Genomic DNA, 18,696 nt, shown 5'->3' on the forward strand with positions numbered 1-18,696 from the left:
TTCCCAGGGAGAAGCATGATGGACGATCTGCGTCCCGACTATGAACCCGCCCGCGCGCTCGCGGCGGAGGTGCCGCCCGAGGAGGCAGCCGACGTGCTGCGCAGCGCGGCCGAGCTTGAATCGGTGTTCGACGTGCCCGTGCGCGTGCAGGCCGTGCTCGGCCGCTCGGCGGTCGAGGTCAGCCAGCTCCTGAAGCTCGCGCCCGGCGCGGTCATCGAGCTCGACCGCCGCGTCGGCGAGGCCATCGATATCTTCGTGAACGACCGGCTCGTCGCGCGCGGCGAAGTCGTGCTCGTCGACGAGCACCTCGGCGTCACCATGACGGAAATCGTGAAGCAGGAGCGCTGAGGCGCGCCGCAACTGGCTGTCAGGTCAGTTTCCAGGCGATCGGGATCACCAGCTGGGTCGGACCGCCCGGCGGGGGCGGCACGGTGCCGATCTTCTGCGGAATACGCACCGCCTCGCGGTCGAGGATCTGCGATCCCGTCGGCTTGACGAGCTCGACGCCGGTGATCTTGCCCCCGGCATCCACGCTGATCCGCACCTTGGCCGTGCCCTGGTCGCCCCGAATCTGCGCACTGCGCGGATAGGAGTGCTGCGCGGCGATGAGCCGCGTCACGGTTGATGTCCAGTCGGCCGCGTGTGCCGCCCCTCCGAATCCGAAGGCGACGACCGCGGCTATCGCAATCTTGTGAACCCACCCTGCCATGGCGGGGGACGCTAGCGGCACGAGTCTTGCGAAATGGTTTATTTCGTTTTGGAAATGATCGGGTTAGCAGTCGAACGCCATCACGGCGGCGACCATCCTAGAGCTGGCGCTCCACCATCATCTTCTTGATCTCCGCGATCGCCTTTGCCGGGTTCAGACCCTTGGGACAGACGTTCGTGCAGTTCATGATGGTGTGGCAGCGATAGAGGCGGAACGGGTCCTCCAGCGCGTCGAGGCGCTCGCCGCTCATCTCGTCGCGGCTGTCCGCGAGCCAGCGGTAGGCCTGCAGCAGGATCGCGGGGCCCAGGAACTTGTCGGAATTCCACCAGTAGCTCGGGCAGCCCGTCGAGCAGCAGGCGCAAAGGATGCACTCGTAGAGCCCGTCCAGCTTCTCGCGATCCTCCGGGGACTGGATGCGCTCCTTGCCCGAGGGCGTCGTCGAGACGGTCTGCAGCCACGGCTTGATCGAGGCGTACTGGGCGTAGAAGTGCTTGAAGTCGGGCACGAGGTCCTTCACGACCTCCATGTGCGGCAGCGGCGTGATCTGCACGTCGCCCTTCACCTCGTCGATCGGCTTCGTGCAGGCGAGCGTGTTCGAGCCGTCGATGTTCATCGAGCACGATCCGCAGATGCCCTCGCGGCACGAGCGGCGGAAGGTCAGCGTCGGATCGACCTCGTTCTTGATCTTGATGAGCGCGTCGAGGACCATCGGGCCGCAGCTGTCGAGATCGACCTCGTAGCTGTCCATGCGCGGGTTCTCGCCATCGTCCGGAGACCAGCGGTAGATGCTGAACATGCGCTTGCGCGTGGTGCCTTCGGGGGCCTTGTGCACCTTGCCCTTGCCGTTCACCTTGCTGTTCTTCGGAAGCGTGAATTCGGCCATCGCCCGCGTCTCTCCTGTTCTCTCGCGCGTGTTGCCTAGCGCAATCGCGTGGCGGAAAAAACCGGAAAAAACGCCCCATCCGTCAATATGGCCGCAGCGCGCGCCTGCACGGCCCCCATGCGGCACCCTCCCCCCCAACTTGCACCGGCGACTCGGGCGTCTATAAGCACGGCAGGGCCGCAAACCGACTGGGACTCCTTTGGAAACGACACTCCTTCTTGCCGGACAGAACGAAACGCCCATCTGGGGGATGTCGTCCGCCACGCGGATACAGCGGATCGCCGCCGCGCGAACACCGAAGCCGGGCGAGACGGGCACGGTCGTCGCCGACACACGCTTCACCTTCGATCCGCAGTGGTACGACTGGATCGCGGCCCGGCCCGGCGCGGCGCTGACGCTCGGCAGCCGCCCGGTGCTGGCAAACGTGCCGCCGGAGCGCGCCGAAGCGGTGCGCGATGCCATCGAGTCGGGCAGCGGCACGTGGGCCGAAGGGCTCGCCGTCACCGCCTACGAGGACGGCATCACCATCTACAACGCCGCGCTCAGGAAGCGCGAGCGCCCGTTCCTGATGGAACTCGTGCCTGCGAATGTCCGCGCCATCGAGCGCGCGAGCTATTTCGGCGCCTACAAGGGCGTCACCGACATCCTCACCAAGTATCTCTGGCCGGAATGGGCGCTGGTGCTCACCCGTGTCGCCGCGCGCATCGGCATGACGCCCAACGTCGTGACGACGATCGGCGCGGCGCTCTGCGTCTGGGCGACGTTCCTGTTCTGGGACGGCCGCTACTGGACGGGCATGGCCGCCGGTCTCGCCTTCATGGTGCTCGACACCGTCGACGGCAAGCTCGCGCGCTGCACGATCACCTCCTCGTGGTGGGGCAACGTCTTCGATCACGGGCTCGATCTCGTGCATCCGCCCTTCTGGTGGTACGCATGGGGCGTCGGCCTTGCCGCGCACGGCCTCGCGCTCGCGCCCGACGTGTTCTGGACGGTCATGGCCGTGATGGTCGGCGGCTATGTGCTGCAGCGCCTGATCGAAGGCTGGTTCATCCATGTCGCCGGAATGCACATCCACGTCTGGCAGAAGGTCGACACCGATTTCCGCCTGATCACCGCGCGCCGCAACCCGAACATGGTGATCCTGTTCGTCAGCGCGATCTTCTCGCGCCCCGACCTCGGCCTTCTCGCCGTCACGGCATGGACGGTGCTCAGCCTCGTCTTCCATTTCGTCCGGCTGCTGCAGGCGATCGCTGCGCGGCGGCGGGGCGAGGCGCTCACCTCGTGGCTCAGCGACGGGAGCGCGGCATGAACGACACCATCCTCCGCTTCGGCTATCCGGCAACGCTGATCGCCGAATACGATCACTGGCTGGTACTGCTGCGCCCTGCGCAACCCACGCTCGGCAGCCTCGTGCTCGCCGCGAAATCCGACGCGACCGCCTTCGCGGACCTCGAACCCGCGGCCTATGCCGAGCTTGCGCGCGTGAGCCGCGACATCGAGGCCGCGCTGCGCGCCGCTGTCGATCATGCGAAACTCAACTATCTCATGCTGATGATGGTGGACCCGCACGTCCACTACCACGTCATCCCCCGCTACGAGGGCAGCCGCGGCTTCGAAGGCCGCGCGTTCCCGGATGCAGGCTGGCCGAAGCTCCCGGCGCTCGGCGAGGCGGTGGCGCTGGACGCGGCCGGAATCGCCGCCGTTTCGGCATGGCTGAAGGGTTTCTGGCCCGCGCGCTGAAACCCGCGCGATGTTAACCATGATGAAACACCGCCGGCCGTATGCGGGTCGGGCGGGAACCGGATGTGCCGCTTTTCCCGGTGTATGGGGCATGTGCTGGCTATGGAGCGTTTCAGGGCCTTGATCGCGCGCGTTGACGTGTCGCGTTTTGTTTCGATCATAACCCACTGGAAGATCAGCAAGAAGGTCCTGGTGAGTTACGGCATCGGCGGACTCGCGATGGCGGTTCTCGCGATGGTCGCCACCGGCTCGCTGCTCGTCACCCGCTCAACGGTTTCCGAAGTCACCCGCCTCGCCGACAGCGCCCGCTCGATCGCCCGCGCCCACAGCACCGCGATGACGGCGCAGGGCCGCATCAAGGATTATGTGATCCGCCCCGACGCCGCGCTCGTCGCCGAGGTCAATGAAAGCCTCGATGCGGCGCAGGACGCGCTGAAGCGCGCCGAGGAGGGCGCCGCGATCGTGGGCGAGGAAGCCACGCTTGCGCGCATCGACCGGCTGCGCGGCGTTTTCCGCACCGAATTCCGCGGCATCGTCGAGAACCAGACCGCGATCACCCGCCTCGTCGCGGGCGAGATCGAGACCAAGGGGCCGGAAATCGGCGCCGCGCTCCACGACATCGTCACGGCGAGCCACCGCGCGGGCGACCATCAGACCTCCTATCAGGCGGCGCTCGCGCTCGAGACCTATTCGCTGCTGCGGGTCGATGTGAACCGCTACCTCTCCGCGCCCTCGCCGGAGATCGTCAAGCAGACCAAGGCCGACCTCCTCAACCTCGAGGACGCGCTGAACGGCGTGTTCGAGGGTCTCACGGACCCGGCGCTCACCCGCAAGGCCGATGGTATCATCGTCAGCCTCGTTGCCTACGACAAGGCGTTCGACGAGATCGTGCAGCGCACCAGCGACCGCGACTCCGCCGTCGACCGCTTGCTCGGCAAGACCGGCCCGGCGTTCGAGCGCAACGTGCAGGCGTTCTCGCAGGCGATCGCCGACCAGCAGGGCACGGCTGACTTCGCCGCGCAGGCGGCAGCGGGCGGCGCCATCTTCATCACGCTCCTCGCCGGTGCCGCCGGCGTCGGCATTTCGGTGGTGGCGGGCGTCCTCACCAATCTGCTCATCGCCCGGCCGATCGCGGGGATGGCGAACGCCATGCTCGCCCTTGCCCGCGGCGAAACCGGCACGCGCATCGAGGGCGCGCAGCGCCGCGACGAGGTCGGCGACATGGCGCGCGCTGTCGCCGTGTTCAAGGACAATGCGACCGAAGTCGAGCAGCGCCGCCGCGCCGCGCAGGAAAACGAGCGCCGCGAACGCGAGCGCGAGGAAGCCGCCCGTGCCGAGCGCGAAGCCGAGCGCCTGCGCGCGGCCGCGGAGAAGCGCGCCGCCATCAACGAACTTGCCGACGCGTTCGAGGCAAGCGTGCAGCATGTCGCCGCCGCCGTCGGCAGCGCGGCGCGCCAGATCGCCGCAGGCTCGCAGCAGGTGAGCGATGCGGCGCGCAGCAGCGCCGTGCTCGTCACGGATGTCGCCGTATCCGCCGAGGAAGCCAGCCACAACGCGCTCACCGTCGCCAACGCATCGGAGGAAATGGCCCGCTCGCTCGCCGAGGTCTCGCACCGCGTCGTCGAATCCTCGGCCATGTCGGAGCAGGCGGTGTCGCGCGCCCGCGCGACCGACGAGATCGTCACCGGCCTCTCGATCGACGCCGAGAAGATCGGCGAGATCGTCGGCCTCATCAACTCGATCGCCGAGCAGACCAACTTGCTCGCGCTCAACGCCACCATCGAGGCGGCACGCGCCGGCGAGGCCGGGCGCGGCTTCGCGGTCGTCGCCAGCGAGATCAAGGCGCTCGCGAACCAGACCAGCAAGGCCACCATCGACATCAACCAGCGTATCGGCGCGATCCAGTCGGTGACGCGCGAGACGGTCGGCGCCATCGAGGAGATCGTCGCCACCATCGGCGAGATCAACGGCATCGCCGCCACGGTCGCCGCCGCCGTCGAGCAGCAGGCCGCGACCACGTCCGAGATCGCGCGCAACACGCACCAGGCGTCCGACAGCACGCACGCCGTCGCGCGCAACATCGATCAGGTCCGCACCGGCGTCGAGGCGACCGGCATCGCCGCGAAGGACGCGCTCGACGCCGCCGCCGACCTCAACCGGCAGGCGAGCACGCTCACCACCGAGGTCGACCGCTTCCTCGCCCGCGTCCGCGCCGCCTGACTTTTCCGAGGCCCGGCTTTCCTGCGGCGGCACCTTCGTGTATCGCCCCCGGCCATGCTCAACATCAACGGCATCACCGTGCGGCTTGGTGGCCGCGTCATTCTGGACGGCGCGACCGCGTCGCTGCCCACGGGAAGCCGCGTCGGGCTGATCGGGCGCAACGGCGCGGGCAAGTCGACGCTGATGCGCGTCATGTGCGGCCTGCTGGAGGCCGACGGCGGCGAGATCGAGACCGCGAGCCGCGCGCGCATCGGCTATATCGCGCAGGAGGCCCCGGCCGGAACCGCGACGCCGCTCGAAACCGTGCTCGCGGCGGACACGGAGCGCGCGGCGCTGCTCGCCGAGTCCGAGACCGCGACCGATCCCGACCGCATTTCCGAGATCCACGAACGCCTGAACGCCATCGACGCGTGGACGGCGGAGGCGCGGGCGGCGCGCATCCTCGTCGGCCTCGGCTTCGACGAGGAGATGCAGGGCCGCCCGCTCGACAGCTATTCGGGCGGATGGAAGATGCGCGTCGCGCTCGCCGCGCTGCTCTTCTCGGAGCCCGACCTGCTGCTGCTCGACGAGCCTTCGAACCACCTCGATCTCGAGGCGACGCTGTGGCTCGAGAACTTCCTGAAGAGCTACCGCGCGACGATGATCGTCATCAGTCACGAGCGCGACTTACTTAACAATGTAGTCGACCACATCCTGCATCTCGAAGGTGGCAAGATCACCCTCTACCCCGGCGGCTACGACGCATTCGAGCGGCAGCGCGCCGAGCGGCTGGCTCAGATCGAGGCGGCGCGCGCCGCGCAGACCCGCCAGCGCGAGAAGCTGCAGGACTACATCGCCCGCAACAGCGCCCGCGCGAGCACCGCGCGGCAGGCGCAGTCGCGCGCCAAGGCGCTTGCGAGGATGCAGCCGATCGCGGCGATCGCCGAAGACCCCAGCCTCAGCTTCGAGTTCCCGAACCCGGGCGAACTGAAGCCCCCGCTCGTCACGCTCGACATGGCGTCGGTCGGCTACACCGAAGGCAGCCCGGTCCTCTCGCGCCTCAACCTCCGGCTCGACCCGGACGACCGCGTGGCGCTGCTCGGACGCAACGGCAACGGCAAGACCACCCTCGCCCGCCTGCTCGCCGCGCAGCTTCCGCCGATGGACGGCGAGATGCGCACCGCGGGCAAGATGCGCGTCGGCTACTTCACCCAGTACCAGGTGGAGGAGCTGGACACGGACGACACGCCGCTCGAACACATGACGCGCATCATGAAGGGCGCGACGCCCGGCGCCGTCCGTGCGCAGCTCGGCCGCTTCGGCTTCTCGGGCGACAAGGCGCTGACCAAGGTCGGCAAGCTCTCGGGCGGCGAGCGCGCGCGGCTGGCGCTCGCGCTCATCACACGCGAGGCGCCGCACATGCTGATCCTCGACGAGCCGACCAACCACCTCGACGTCGATTCGCGCGAGGCGCTCGTGCAGGCGCTGAACGGCTATTCGGGCGCCGTCGTGCTCGTCAGCCACGACCGCCACATGCTGGAGCTGACCGCCGACCGACTGGTGCTGGTGGACGGCGGCCGCGCCGAGGACTTCGTGGGCAGCATCGACGATTACACGGACTTCGTGCTCGGCAGGTCGGCGGACCGGCCCGCGAGCGCCCCGGCTCCCGGCAACCGCAAGGACGCCCGCAAGGCGGCCGCCGACACGCGCGAACAGACGAAGCGCCTGCGCGCCGCCGTCAAGACCGCCGAAGCCGAGATCGCCAGACTGAGCGCCGAGCGCAGCGCCGTGGATCGCGCGATGTTCGACCCGTCGTCGGCGGATTCCGCGCACGCGAAGAAGACCATGACCGAACTGATGAAGCTCCGCGCCGACCTGTCGGACCGCATCGAAGCCGCCGAAGCCGAATGGCTCGTGGCATCGGAAGCGCTGGAGATCGCGGCATAGCGCACACCGCAGTTGTGCGTCCCTCGACTGCGCTCGGGATGAAATCCCTCTTTATCTTGTAAAAACGTGCATCATCCCGAGCGCAGTAGAGGGACGCACGCCCGGAACGTCCCTGCTCAATCCGGCGGCGCCAGCCGACGCAGCATGGTGCGCGCAAGGCCGAGCGCACGCGCGCGCGGCAGCCGTTCGGACGAGAGGCTGTAATCGAGCCACAGCCCGTCCATCGTCGCCGAGACCAGCGCCGCGATGTCGCGCGGCGGCACCGGACCGGCGGGAAGCCGCGCCACGGCCTGATCGAGCAGCGCGTGCAGCCGCGCGTTGTAGTCCACGCTCACGGCGGCGAATTCGGGACTGTTGCGGACGAGCGCCCAGAAGGCGATCCACGCGCCGAGGATGTCAGGGTTCGACCATTCGTCGCTGAAATGCACCTCGAACAGCCGGTCGATCGTCTTCCACGGGTCCGCGTACTGTGCGGCGAGTTCCTCCTCGAAGCGCGCGATGAAGCTGTCGCAAAGCTCCTGATAGGTTTCGAGCAGCAGGTTGTCGGGATTGCTGAAATAATGGCGCAGCAGCCCGTGCGACACGCCCGCGCGCCGGCATATCTCGCGCCCCGTCGTGCCGCGCGGCCCAAGCTGCGCGAGACAGCTGATCGTCACGGCGAGCAGGTCCTGACGCCGCAGCGCCGGTGTCTGGCGGCGCGCGCGGTGCCGTTTCGTTTGTCCTGTCGTGGACGTCATGCCCGTCATCGCCATCCCGGCGTTTTCCCTATCGGCAGCGGCTGCCGCCGAAGTTTCCGTATCGCAGGCCGCGGGCGTGTCGCGCAAGCCGCAGCCGCGCCCCTCAATCGAGATCGGGGTCGTGGTAGTTCCGCACGTAGGACTCGATCAGCCGGTCCACCGCCTCGCGCGTCACCCGGTTGCACGCTTCGGAAAAGCCGAGCGTCGCCACCATCTTCCAGTGACCGTACATCAGCACGACGAACAGGTAGGCGATCTCGCGGCACGCCTTCTGGCTCATTGCCGGGTTGCTGATCTGGATCTCGTGCGCGATCGTGTACTGGAGCAGATTGTACTGCCCATTGAGGTTCATGCGCACGGCCTCGGAACCCGCCGCGAGCGAGAACATCGCGTCGTAGACGGCGTCGTCCTTCGGCTTCGGGTTGCCCGCGAGGAAGTTGAAGTAGAAATCGAGGAATATCGGCAGGCGCTCGGTCGCCGCCGCCTCGATGATGCCCTTCATCAGGCAGTCGCGATAGCCCGCCGCCAGCGCGTCGCACACGGCGACCATCAGCCCCTCGGGATCGGGGAAATAATGCCGGATCAGCTGCCGCGACATGTCCGCCTCCTTCGCGATCGAATCGTAGGAGGGCATGGGCAGGCCGTCGCGGCCGATCGCCTTGATGGCGGCATGCACGATCTCGGGCTTGCGGATTTCAGAAATGGGCTTCGGCATGGCGCCCCCGGGGTAAGCTTATGAATACTGGATCTGCCCGCGGGCGCGAGCGGCGCGTATGCTAACAGCGATGAAAGCAGTAGCAAGCAATTAGTTAAGAAGACGCACAGCATCGTCCGGCAAATGCAGGGCCGCTGCACGCCGGTGGGCTTCCCTTTCGGGGCCGGGTTTGATCGCGAACCCACACACGCGTTTGCGAAACGCGAATCCGCCGTTTTCCGTTTGAAAGCAAGAAGGGGGCCAACCGCCGGAAACCGCGCATTTCGGACGGCGCGGGGCAAGCCGTGTCTCAAAACTGTAAACCAGACCGACAAGCCTTCCCGTTCGCATCGACGAGACGGAGGGCGGCTTCGAAGCGCCAGCGCACGGCGCGGCGGCGGGTTGCGGCCGCCGGATCATGGCGGACATCGCGCGCGATGTTACGCCTCCGGTTTAATAACGCCTTGATATTGCATAACGCCTGTGCGAACGCCGATGCGCGCGAGTTTTTATCCTCGCGTTGTTTACATCCCAGTTTTGACTGGCCCGGCTGTCCCAGCGGCCGGGCCAATTTTCGGACCGGCGTTCCCTCAGAATTTCACCTCGGCAGCGAGCCATGTCTTGGTCGTGTCGGTGGCGAATTCATCGGCATCGTAGCGTGCGACCTTCGCGACCAGCGTCACGGACTTGTGCACCGGGAAGGTCGCGGAGGCCCCCCATTCCCGGCCATAGCTCAGGTCCCCGCGAACCGAGCGGAAATCGTGCCATGCCAGCCGGAAGCTCGCCCCCTTCAACGGGCCGTCCCCGGTCAGGCGATAGCCGAGGTCGACATACAGGTCGCGCAAACCGTTCGCCGGGGTACTGAGGAACTTGTCGGCCCAGCCGTTGAAGGCGTGCAGCGTCGCCAGCGGCGTCTGCACGGCCGCCGTGCCGTTTCCGCCCAGACGCTCCCAGCCGATCCGCACGGACGCAGCGCCATAGGCAAGCCCCCCCTCGACCGCGCCGTAATCGAGGCTGAAGTCCGCCGGGTTCGGACCATGATCGCGTTGATCGGCGTATTCGGCGCTGTAAAGCAGCTTCAGATCGGGCGCGATGGCGCGCTCGCCGGCAAAGCGTATGCCGAGCGTCGCGCTGGACGATACGGGCGACGCCGGAATATCGAGCCAGTAGCCGTATCCGGACAATGTTCCCACGCCGCCGAAGGCATAGGCCAGCCGCGCGCCGTGGACATTCACGTCGCGCCACACGCCTTGCGGAGAGTCCGTTCCGAATACGCGATTGATCCGCCATGCGTGCAGGTAATCGAAGACGACGCCCTTCGCGGGCTTCGCCGTGACGCGGACCGCGTCCAGCGTCTGGTCGTTCTGCCGCCAGCCGACCGAACCGATCCAGCGCTGGTTGTCGATATTGACCGCCTGCCGTCCCACCACGGCTTCCGCCTCGGCCAGCGGCCGCCACTTCACGAACACCTGATTGAGGAGGACGTCCTCCGGGTCGGCGACGACAGGATAGCCGGTCCGGCCGTTGATCGTGTCGTTGAACTTTTCCGATCCGATGGTGGCGATCGCCTCGCCCTCGATCTGGGCGGACAGGCCCAGCCATTCCGCGGTGCGAACACCGGCGCGCACCCGCAGGGTCGACGCGGTGGCGTCGTGCGGAAGGCCTTGCTGGTCGACCGTCTCGATCCGGTAGCGAATATCGGCATAGGGGACGAGGACCTGCCGGGCGCGCTCTGCCTCCGCGGCCTGCGCGCGGGGAGCGGCAAGGGCAAGACCAGCAAAGGCGGCGACCAACGGCAAGGCGCGGATGAACATGCTGGTCATGCCGCCTCCTTACAGGCCCGTGCACCGGCAGAATTTGATATGTGTCATTTTTATTCCGGCCCCCGGCACATTTTGCGCAGCGATGTGACAGGATTCCGGGCGCACCGAAACCCTGTAATTGATCCATGTCACTTCACGGCGACTCCAGCATGTTAGGCGGGGGCCATGCCGCTCGCTCCATCCCTTTCCGCGCGTCGCTGGTTTCGGCCGCGCAGGCCGCGCGCCTCCTCACCGGCGCTGTTGCTCGTCCAGCCGGTCCTGAACCGGATCGTGCGGGACATCACGCGCCAGCTTCCCGAGTTGTTCGCCCGGCTCGGGCCGTATTGTCGGAGCCGCTTCCTGATCGACGCCCGCGACATGCCGTTCCTGCTGCTGCTGCGCCCCGATCCCGGCAGGCCGGTCTTCGCCGCGTGGCCGCGCAGCGCCGAACCGGAATGCGACGCCCGCATTTCCGGCAGCTTCCGAGACCTTCTGGGGCTTATCGACGGCGGAACGGACGGCGACGCGCTGTTCTTTTCGCGCGACCTCGACATCACCGGCAATCTGGAAGCGGTGGTATGCCTGCGCAACGCCATCGACGACGTGGACGGCGCGCTGGCCGACCGGGTGGCGGGCGCCCTCGGCCCGGCGGGCCACATCGCATGGGCGCTGCTGCTGCGGCGCCATCGACGCGCACGCGGCGGGAACGGCCGGTGACGGGTCGCCTGACGGATCGCCTGACGGGCCGCCCCGAGCTCATTTGCCCGGCGGGAACGCCCGCCACGCTGCGCGCGGCGGTCGATGCAGGGGCCGACGCGGTCTATTGCGGCTTCCGGAACGCCACGAATGCCCGCAACTTCGCCGGTCTCAACTTCACGCCCGACGAGATGCGCGCCGCCATCGCCTACGCCCATGCGGCCGGCGCCAAGGTACTGCTCGCCCTCAACACCTTTCCCCCCGCGGGGCAGTTCGAGCTGTGGAAGCAGGCCGCCGACATCGGCACGGCGATCGGCATAGACGCCTTCATCGTGGCGGACATCGGAGTCGCGGCCTACATGGCGGAGCAGTACCCGGGCAGCAGATTGCATCTGTCCGTGCAGGCCGCGGCGTCCAACCCCGAATCCATCCGCTATTATTGCGGTGAGTTCGGCGTGCGGCGGGTCGTGCTTCCCCGGATATTGACGGTGCCCGAAATCCGCCGGCTGAAATCGGAAATCCCCTGCGAGATCGAGACGTTCGTCTTCGGCAACCACGGCCTGATGGTCGAGGGGCGGTGCAGCCTCACCAACTATGCCGTCGGCCGTTCGACCAACATGGACGGCGCCTGCTCGCCCGCGTCCGAAGTCCATTACCAGCGGGGGCCGGACGGCAGCGTGACCGCGCGGCTCGGCTGCCACGTGATCGACCGGTTCGACCGCGACGAACAGGCCGGCTATCCGACGATATGCAAGGGCCGGTACGTCGCGCCGGTGCGCGACGAGCCTTACTACGCCTTCGAGGAGCCGGTCAGCCTGAACCTGATGGGCATGTTGCCCGATCTGATCGGCGCGGGCGTGGACGCCTTCAAGATCGAGGGCAGGCAGCGCTCGCGCGCCTATGTGGGCGCCGTGGTCGGTGCCTTCCGGGCCGCCGTCGACGCGGCGATGGCGGGGCGGACGCCGCCGGCGGCCGATCTGGTCGCGCTGACGGAAGGGCAGAAGCAGACCCGGGGCGCCTTCGCGACCAAGAAATGGCGGTAGACACGATGGACGGGACGAAGCTGACCCTTGGGCCGATACTGTTCCATTGGGACGCGGACAGGAAACGGGACTTCTACGCGCGCATCGCGGACGAGGCCCCGATCGACATCGTCTATCTGGGCGAGGTCGTCTGCTCCAAGCGCAGCCCCTTCTTCGAACGCCACTATCCCGAGGTGATCGACCGGCTCGAGCGCGGCGGCAAGCAGGTCGTGCTGTCGACGCTCGCCGAGGTCGTCCTGCCGCGCGAGCGGGCGATGACGGCGGACCTGTGCCGTCAGACACACTATCCGGTGGAGGTCAACAACACGGCCGGGCTGTCCGCACTCGCCGGCCGGGCGCATCGCATCGGGCCGATGATGAACATCTACAACGAGCGCGCCATGGCCTATCTGGCGCGCAACGGCGCGACCCATTTCGCCCTGCCGACCGAACTGCGCCGCGAGGCCGCCGCGGTCCTGGCGCGCGCCGCGGCCGGGATCGGCGTTTCCGTCGAGGTGCAGGTGTTCGGCCGCGCCTCGCTCGCGCTTTCGGCGCGCTGCTATCATGCCCGCGCGCACCACCGCACGAAGGACGAATGCCAGTTCGTGTGCCAGGAAGATCCCGACGGCATGGCGCTTCGCACACTGGACGGCGAAGACATGCTGGCGATCAACGGCATCCAGACCTTGTCGCACAGCTACGTCAACCTCTTGGCCGAGCTGGAGGAGATGCGCGCGCTCGGCATAGACCATTTTCGCCTGATGCCGCACAGCGTCGACATGGTGGCGGTGGCGACTGCTTTCTCGGATCATGTCGCCGGCCGCGCAGACGCCGCCGAGGCCGCCGACAGGATCGCGCAGCTGGGGATCGGCGCGCCCTTTTCCAACGGCTTCTGGCACGGGATCGCGGGACACCGCTTCTGGCGGGCCGAGACGGACCTCGCCTGCGCCTGAAGCCGGACCCGGCGCGCCCGACGCTTGATCTATGTCATTCGGGCGCAAAATTTGCGATTGCGGACGCATGGGCCCTGCGCGAGCGGAAAGAGACCCTGCACGCTCGGAACCCGCCGGCCATGACCAGACGCGAGGCATTGAACGAAGCCCACCCCTGCGCCGACTGCGACGTCAGCGAGGAAGCCCTGTGCCGCGCCCTCGACACGGATACGCTGGCCGATTTCCGCCATCAGGGCGTTCGCATCCAGCTGGCCGCCGGCCAGCCGCTGTTCCACCAGGGCGATCCGGCCGATCACGTGTTCAGCCTGACCCGCGGCGTCATAAAACTCTATGCCATCCTGCCGGACGGACGCCGGCAGGTCGTCGCCTTCCTTTTCCCCGGCGATTTCATCGGCGTCGATACGCGGCAAAGCCACGGCTTCAGCGCCGAGGCGGTCAGCAGCGCGGTGCTCTGCCGTTTCCTGAAAGGGCGGTTCGAACGGTTCGTGCACGACCACCCGGCGCTGGCGGATGCGCGCTATCGGCGGGTCGCGGGCGATCTCGCCTTCGCGCAGGACCAGATCGTGACGCTCGGACGCAAGACCGCCGTCGAGCGGCTCGCCGGCTTTCTCTACGACATCCACCAGCGCGCCGGGCTCAGCGGCCGAGGCGGCGCGATGCTGGTTCCGCTGCCAATGAGCCGGGGCGATATCGCCGACTATCTGGGATTGCGGAAGGAAACGATAAGCCGGGGATTGAGACGGATGCGCGCTTTGCGGATCATCTGGCCGCATTCGCTCACGCTGATCGAAATCCTCGATCTGCCCCGCATCCGCGACCTGACCTCGGGGATGGACGCATGACCCGGCGTCGTCGAACTCAGCCGCATTTCGAATAGCCGCACTCGAGGCACTTGTCGCACCCTTCCAGCCGCTGAATGGCGGCGGCGCTGCATTGCGGACAGATTCTCGGGATGGCGGCCTGCTGCTGCGCCGGAGCAACCGCAACGGGATCGGGCTCAGACCCTTCAGGATCGCCGAGCGTTTCCAGATGCCGCTCGAATATGCCACCGATCGCCGCAAGCAGGGACGGCACATAGCGCCCGCCCATCCACGCGCCGCCGCGCGGGTCGAACACGGCCTTCAGCTCCTCGGCGACGAAGGCGATGTCTCCGCCCCTGCGCAAGACGGCCGAAATCATCCGCGTCAGCCCCAGCGTCCAGGCATAATGCTCCATGTTCTTGGAGTTGATGAACATTTCGACCGGCCGCCGCGCCTTGTCGGTTCCGGTATCGTTGATCGTGACGTAGACGGCGTGGGCGCTGTCGGGCCACTTGATCTTGTAGGTGGTGCCGTGGAGTGATTCGGGCCGGGGCTGCAACTCGTGCGTCTCGGCGGGCGCCGCGACCTGCACGGGCGGCGGCGGGACGCTCAGCACGGACCCGGTGGTGGCGTTCGGGCGATAGGTGGTCAGCCCCTTGCACCCCAGATGATAGGCTTCGGCATAGACGTCCATGAAGGCTTCGAAGCTGATGTCCTCCGGGCAGTTGACGGTCTTGGAGATCGAGCTGTCGATGAAGGCCTGCGCGGGCGCCTGCATGGCGAGATGATCGGACGGCTCGAGCGACTGCGCGCTGACGAACAGGTCGGCGGGCGGCGGCTCGTCGCCGTTCACCTGCTTCCATACGCGATAGCCGTGGTCCTCCACCGCCTCCTCGCGCGCCGATCCGTCGGCCTGGCGCACCTTGCGGGTGTAGCTGTAGGCGAAAACCGGCTCGATGCCGGACGAGACGTTGCCCGCCAGCAGCGAGGTGGTGCCGGTCGGCGCGATCGAGGTGAGGCAGCCGTTGCGCAGCCCGTGCTCGGCGATGAGCACGCGGGTCTCATCGTCGAGCGATCGCAGGTTCGGCCGGTCGAGTATCGCCGGATCATAGAGCGGAAACGGCCCCTTCTCCGCCGCCAGCAGGGCGCTGGCGCGATAGGCGGCCTGCTTGATGCAGCCCAGCCAATGCCGCGTCAGCTCGATCGCCCGCCCCGATCCATAGGCCGCGTTGCAGAACAGCAGCGCGTCGGCAAGGCCGGTGACGCCGAGGCCGATGCGCCGCTTCGACCGCGCCTCCGCCTCCTGCTGCGGCAGGGGGTAGCGGGAGATGTCGATGACATTGTCGAGGAAGCGGACCGCCGTGGCGGCGAGCGCCGCGAGTTCCTCCTCGTCCAGCGCGGCGTTTCCGGCAAAGGGCTGGGGCACCAGCCGCGCGAGATTGATCGAGCCGAGCAGGCAGGCGCCGTAGGCGGGCAGCATCTGCTCCCCGCACGGATTGCTGGCGAGGATCTCCTCGCAATAGGCGAGGTTGTTCTGCTGGTTCACCCGGTCGATGAAGATGACGCCCGGCTCGGCGACATCGTAGGTCGCCTGCATCAGCCGCCGCCACAGGTCGCGCGCGCCGACCGTGCGATGGACGACCCCGCCGAAGACCAGCGGCCAATCCCCGTCGCAGGCAAGCGCCTTCATGAAGGCATCGTCGACCAGCACCGAGAGGTTGAAATTGCGCAGGCGCATCTGGTCGCGCTTGGCGTCGATGAAGGCTTCTATGTCGGGGTGGTCGATGCGCAGGCACCCCATCATCGCCCCGCGCCGCTGGCCGGCCGCCGCGATCGTGCCGCACATCGCGTTCCAGCTGTCCATGAAGCTGAGCGGACCGGAAGCCTGCGCGCCGACGCCGCGCACGGCCGCGCCCGACGGGCGGATGGAGGAAAAGTCCATGCCGACCCCGCCGCCCTGCTGCATCGTCAGCGCCGCCTCGCGCAGGTGCATGAAGATGCCGTCCAGATCGTCGGGGATCGCGCCCATCACGAAGCAGTTGAACAGGGTGACGTTGCGCCCCGTTCCCGCTCCGGCCAAAATGCGGCCGGCCGGAATGAAACGGAAATCCGTCAGGGCATCCAGATAATCCTGCGCCCGGCGTGCCTGTTCCGGCGGCGGATCGTTGGCGGCGATGGCATGGGCCACGCGCACCCATGTCGCCTGCACGGATTCATCCCCGTCGCCGTCGGCCGGTTGGAAACGGTATTTCTGCGTCCAGATTTCCTCTGCGAGTGCTGTATCGAACATGTTTCCATATCTTGCGCTTTTGATCCCGAAAGGCGCTACATATAGAGGTTTTCAGTTTCAGAAGTGATGCAGATCAATACGTGCCTCGCCCCGGCAGATTTCCGATGCGACGGCTCACGGGATTCCTGCCCGGTGCGCCCGGACGGCTGCCGATCAGGTGAGAGAGGGGAATATCGTTCTGATGAGGGAGAGGCGCGAACAAAGGCTTTGCGCCAGCCCCCGGCATTCAAACGCTGGTGACCCCAACGGGAGTGAAAGAATTTTTCTATACCATTCTTATAAATAGATAATTTTTCAGAAAGAGTTCGTTGATACCAGCATAAGTACCATCAAATTTTATCATGTTGGTACCATTCCCACAGACTTTCAACATTGACGTTAGCCAGGCGCAACGGATGGCGCTCCTGGGCCTCTGCTGGCCCTCAACCGCACGCCGGAAGCGCTCCAACCGCCATCGGCGCTCTGAGTCGACCCTCTGAACAGAGGGTCGACATGGAATAGGCCCCGACCGATCCATTCTTGCCTTTCGCTACAGGGAACCGAGCGGCCTTGGCCAGAACGGCGCATGCTGTCCCAATATTAAGGAGACAAATGCATGGCACCTGACCGCCATCTCCATGAAAACATATATGTTTCTCTGAAATCCCTGCTTCTCAGCCATCGTTATCGACCCGGTCAGCCCATCGATGTCAAAGCGCTGGCCGATCAGTTCCGTGCCAGCGTGACGCCCGTGCGCGACGGGCTTTGCCGCCTCGTCGGCGAAGAGATTGTCGAGATGCGCCCCAGCGGCGGCTTCCAATTGTGGCTGCCATCTGCAGATAGCCTCCGTGACCTCTATTTCTGGAATGGCCAACATCTCCTCGCGGCACTGCACGCAACCCCGCCCTCCAGCATTAGGGCGTTGCTCTTGTCCGTACAGCGGAGCAGGATTGAGGCAGCGGCCGATGCAGATCTCCAGGTGGCAGGCTTCTTCCAGAAGATCGCCGACGCAGCGGCCAACCGCGAATTCAGTCGCAAGGCTGACGCTGCCAACACCCGCCTTTATCACGTACGCCAGGCAGAAAGTTTGTTGATCCCTGACGCCAGCGCTGAAGCGGGACGGATCATGCGACCCGGCGGCGCAGATGTTCAAAAGGCCTTGCGAAGGAAAATTCATCTCTATCACCGTCGGCGTATCCTGCTCGCGCCGCAGATCGTCAAGAAACTGAAGCTTCATGCAGACACCTGAATTTCCGTGATTCCCCGGCGCGATGGTCGATGCGCCCGCCGGAGGTCCCGTTCGTCGGCCCCGCCCCGCGTCTGATATTTATCCATGCATGTCGCGCACGACTTTCCGATCCTGACTGCGTCGCAACGGATGCGGCAGACAGCAACGGAGAGTGAAATGACATACGACGCTTCGTCCGAGATTATCGATCTCGGCACCGCCAGCGAGGAAACCAAGGGCCCGCCGGGGCTTCCGTTCCCGGACGCCCTGGGCGCATTCGCTCAGCAGGGCCTGAGCAACGACTGATCAGCGGCGGCACGCAGGGCTTCGATCTTGCGTGCCGCAACTCTTGCGGAACGCGCATGGCATACCAACTGCGAAATGGACTCTCGTGGTGCGAGATCGCCCATCATGTCCTGTTTCTCGACCTCCCTCAAGATCGGTATTTCTGCCTGAGCGGCACCGCCGCTGATGCATTCCGCGCTGCTGCGCAAGGCAACAACTTGGACGGCGTACAGGCGCGGGCAGCTGAACAATTGGTTCACCTCGATATCATCCGTGTCAGCGACCAGCGGGAGATTCCGCAAGCCTGCCAGAACCCGCTACCACTTCGTACCTGGCCCGCGGACACATTATCCATTCGGGATATTGGCGCTGTCATCTGGAGATATTCGGGGGCGCGGACCGCACTCCTGCATACAGGTCTGCAGGCTGTCCTGACAAAACTCTCCCGGTGCAAAAGACTGGATGCATCCTCAGATTCGACCTGCAGGGCGATCGGATCGGTCACCACCGCCGTGCGAATGCTCAGCTGGTTCAGGTCCAGCCGCGAGCACTGTCTCCCGCGTGCGATTGCCCTCGCTCACGTGCTCGCCGCGAGAGGCGTTCCGGCCAATCTTGTGATCGGCGTGTCGCTCCATCCATTCCGTGCCCATGCCTGGGTCCAGGTCGACGATGCGGTCATCTGCGACGACGTCGATATCGTTCGCCTCTACGCACCCATCCTTGTCGTATGAA

The 18,696-nt window shown here is 66.5% G+C and carries 18 protein-coding genes; 12 read left to right on the forward strand and 6 right to left on the reverse strand.

All coding sequences use genetic code 11. The annotated features are described in order from the left end of the window. Positions 1 to 15 precede the first annotated feature (15 nt). Positions 16 to 348, forward strand: coding sequence for a flagellar motor switch protein FliN (gene fliN, locus PE061_RS18370; protein ID WP_271256658.1), 333 nt, complete (start codon positions 16 to 18; stop codon positions 346 to 348). Positions 349 to 367: 19 nt separating this feature from the next. Here fliN and PE061_RS18375 read toward each other — a convergent pair whose 3' ends face one another. After that, on the reverse strand, positions 368 to 709 hold the full coding sequence (locus PE061_RS18375) for a TonB family protein (protein ID WP_271256659.1): 342 nt from the start codon (positions 707 to 709) through the stop codon (positions 368 to 370). A gap of 97 nt (positions 710 to 806) precedes the next feature. Beyond that, on the reverse strand, positions 807 to 1,592 hold the full coding sequence (locus tag PE061_RS18380; RefSeq protein ID WP_271256660.1) for a succinate dehydrogenase iron-sulfur subunit: 786 nt from the start codon (positions 1,590 to 1,592) through the stop codon (positions 807 to 809). Positions 1,593 to 1,842: 250 nt separating this feature from the next. On the opposite strand from PE061_RS18380, the gene PE061_RS18385 reads away from it, so the two are divergent. The 4 genes from PE061_RS18385 to PE061_RS18400 all read left to right on the forward strand — a co-directional run bounded on the left by PE061_RS18385 (position 1,843) and on the right by PE061_RS18400 (position 7,478). Beyond that, the gene (locus PE061_RS18385; RefSeq protein ID WP_271259247.1) at positions 1,843 to 2,901 is read left to right on the forward strand and encodes a CDP-alcohol phosphatidyltransferase family protein; all 1,059 of its coding nucleotides are present in this window, start codon (positions 1,843 to 1,845) and stop codon (positions 2,899 to 2,901) included. Next, positions 2,898 to 3,332 carry an HIT family protein gene (locus PE061_RS18390; protein WP_271256661.1) on the forward strand — a complete coding sequence of 145 codons (435 nt, stop codon included), beginning with the start codon at positions 2,898 to 2,900 and terminating at the stop codon, positions 3,330 to 3,332. Before PE061_RS18385 ends, PE061_RS18390 begins: the two co-directional genes overlap by 4 nt. A gap of 120 nt (positions 3,333 to 3,452) precedes the next feature. Next, positions 3,453 to 5,552, forward strand: a complete 2,100-nt coding sequence (locus PE061_RS18395; RefSeq protein WP_271256662.1) for a methyl-accepting chemotaxis protein — start codon at positions 3,453 to 3,455, stop codon at positions 5,550 to 5,552. Between the two features lie 54 nt (positions 5,553 to 5,606). Next, on the forward strand, positions 5,607 to 7,478 hold the full coding sequence (locus tag PE061_RS18400) for an ABC-F family ATP-binding cassette domain-containing protein (RefSeq protein ID WP_271256663.1): 1,872 nt from the start codon (positions 5,607 to 5,609) through the stop codon (positions 7,476 to 7,478). A 116-nt stretch (positions 7,479 to 7,594) separates the two neighbouring features. Here PE061_RS18400 and PE061_RS18405 read toward each other — a convergent pair whose 3' ends face one another. The 3 genes from PE061_RS18405 to PE061_RS18415 form a co-directional block, all read right to left on the reverse strand. After that, positions 7,595 to 8,215 carry a TetR/AcrR family transcriptional regulator gene (locus PE061_RS18405; RefSeq protein WP_271256664.1) on the reverse strand — a complete coding sequence of 207 codons (621 nt, stop codon included), beginning with the start codon at positions 8,213 to 8,215 and terminating at the stop codon, positions 7,595 to 7,597. A 103-nt stretch (positions 8,216 to 8,318) separates the two neighbouring features. Next, positions 8,319 to 8,930: a TetR/AcrR family transcriptional regulator gene (locus tag PE061_RS18410; protein WP_271256665.1), complete on the reverse strand. Its 612-nt coding sequence runs from the start codon at positions 8,928 to 8,930 to the stop codon at positions 8,319 to 8,321. 569 nt (positions 8,931 to 9,499) lie between these two features. After that, positions 9,500 to 10,732, reverse strand: coding sequence for an alginate export family protein (locus PE061_RS18415; RefSeq protein ID WP_271256666.1), 1,233 nt, complete (start codon positions 10,730 to 10,732; stop codon positions 9,500 to 9,502). 165 nt (positions 10,733 to 10,897) lie between these two features. On the opposite strand from PE061_RS18415, the gene ubiT reads away from it, so the two are divergent. The 4 genes from ubiT to PE061_RS18435 all read left to right on the forward strand — a co-directional run bounded on the left by ubiT (position 10,898) and on the right by PE061_RS18435 (position 14,224). Continuing rightward, entirely contained in the window at positions 10,898 to 11,428 is a 531-nt protein-coding gene (gene ubiT / locus PE061_RS18420; RefSeq protein ID WP_271256667.1) for a ubiquinone anaerobic biosynthesis accessory factor UbiT, read from the forward strand. Then, positions 11,425 to 12,450, forward strand: coding sequence for a ubiquinone anaerobic biosynthesis protein UbiU (gene ubiU / locus PE061_RS18425; RefSeq protein WP_271256668.1), 1,026 nt, complete (start codon positions 11,425 to 11,427; stop codon positions 12,448 to 12,450). Before ubiT ends, ubiU begins: the two co-directional genes overlap by 4 nt. After that, complete coding sequence (gene ubiV, locus PE061_RS18430; RefSeq protein ID WP_271256669.1) at positions 12,441 to 13,382, forward strand: ubiquinone anaerobic biosynthesis protein UbiV; 942 nt, start codon at positions 12,441 to 12,443, stop codon at positions 13,380 to 13,382. The genes ubiU and ubiV overlap by 10 nt, the downstream gene beginning before the upstream one ends. A 119-nt stretch (positions 13,383 to 13,501) precedes the next feature. After that, positions 13,502 to 14,224: a Crp/Fnr family transcriptional regulator gene (locus PE061_RS18435; RefSeq protein WP_271256670.1), complete on the forward strand. Its 723-nt coding sequence runs from the start codon at positions 13,502 to 13,504 to the stop codon at positions 14,222 to 14,224. 16 nt (positions 14,225 to 14,240) lie between these two features. Here PE061_RS18435 and PE061_RS18440 read toward each other — a convergent pair whose 3' ends face one another. Further along, on the reverse strand, positions 14,241 to 16,472 hold the full coding sequence (locus PE061_RS18440) for an adenosylcobalamin-dependent ribonucleoside-diphosphate reductase (RefSeq protein WP_271256671.1): 2,232 nt from the start codon (positions 16,470 to 16,472) through the stop codon (positions 14,241 to 14,243). 595 nt (positions 16,473 to 17,067) lie between these two features. Here PE061_RS18440 and PE061_RS18445 point away from each other — a divergent pair. The 3 genes from PE061_RS18445 to PE061_RS18455 all read left to right on the forward strand — a co-directional run bounded on the left by PE061_RS18445 (position 17,068) and on the right by PE061_RS18455 (position 18,695). Next, positions 17,068 to 17,700, forward strand: a complete 633-nt coding sequence (locus PE061_RS18445) for a GntR family transcriptional regulator (protein WP_271256672.1) — start codon at positions 17,068 to 17,070, stop codon at positions 17,698 to 17,700. Positions 17,701 to 17,856: 156 nt separating this feature from the next. Then, positions 17,857 to 17,985 carry a benenodin family lasso peptide gene (locus tag PE061_RS18450; RefSeq protein ID WP_271256673.1) on the forward strand — a complete coding sequence of 43 codons (129 nt, stop codon included), beginning with the start codon at positions 17,857 to 17,859 and terminating at the stop codon, positions 17,983 to 17,985. 56 nt (positions 17,986 to 18,041) lie between these two features. Next, positions 18,042 to 18,695: a lasso peptide biosynthesis B2 protein gene (locus PE061_RS18455; RefSeq protein WP_271256674.1), complete on the forward strand. Its 654-nt coding sequence runs from the start codon at positions 18,042 to 18,044 to the stop codon at positions 18,693 to 18,695. Position 18,696 lies beyond the last annotated feature (1 nt).

It is taken from the genome of Sphingosinicella microcystinivorans, from assembly GCF_027941835.1.
Lineage (GTDB): Bacteria > Pseudomonadota > Alphaproteobacteria > Sphingomonadales > Sphingomonadaceae > Sphingosinicella.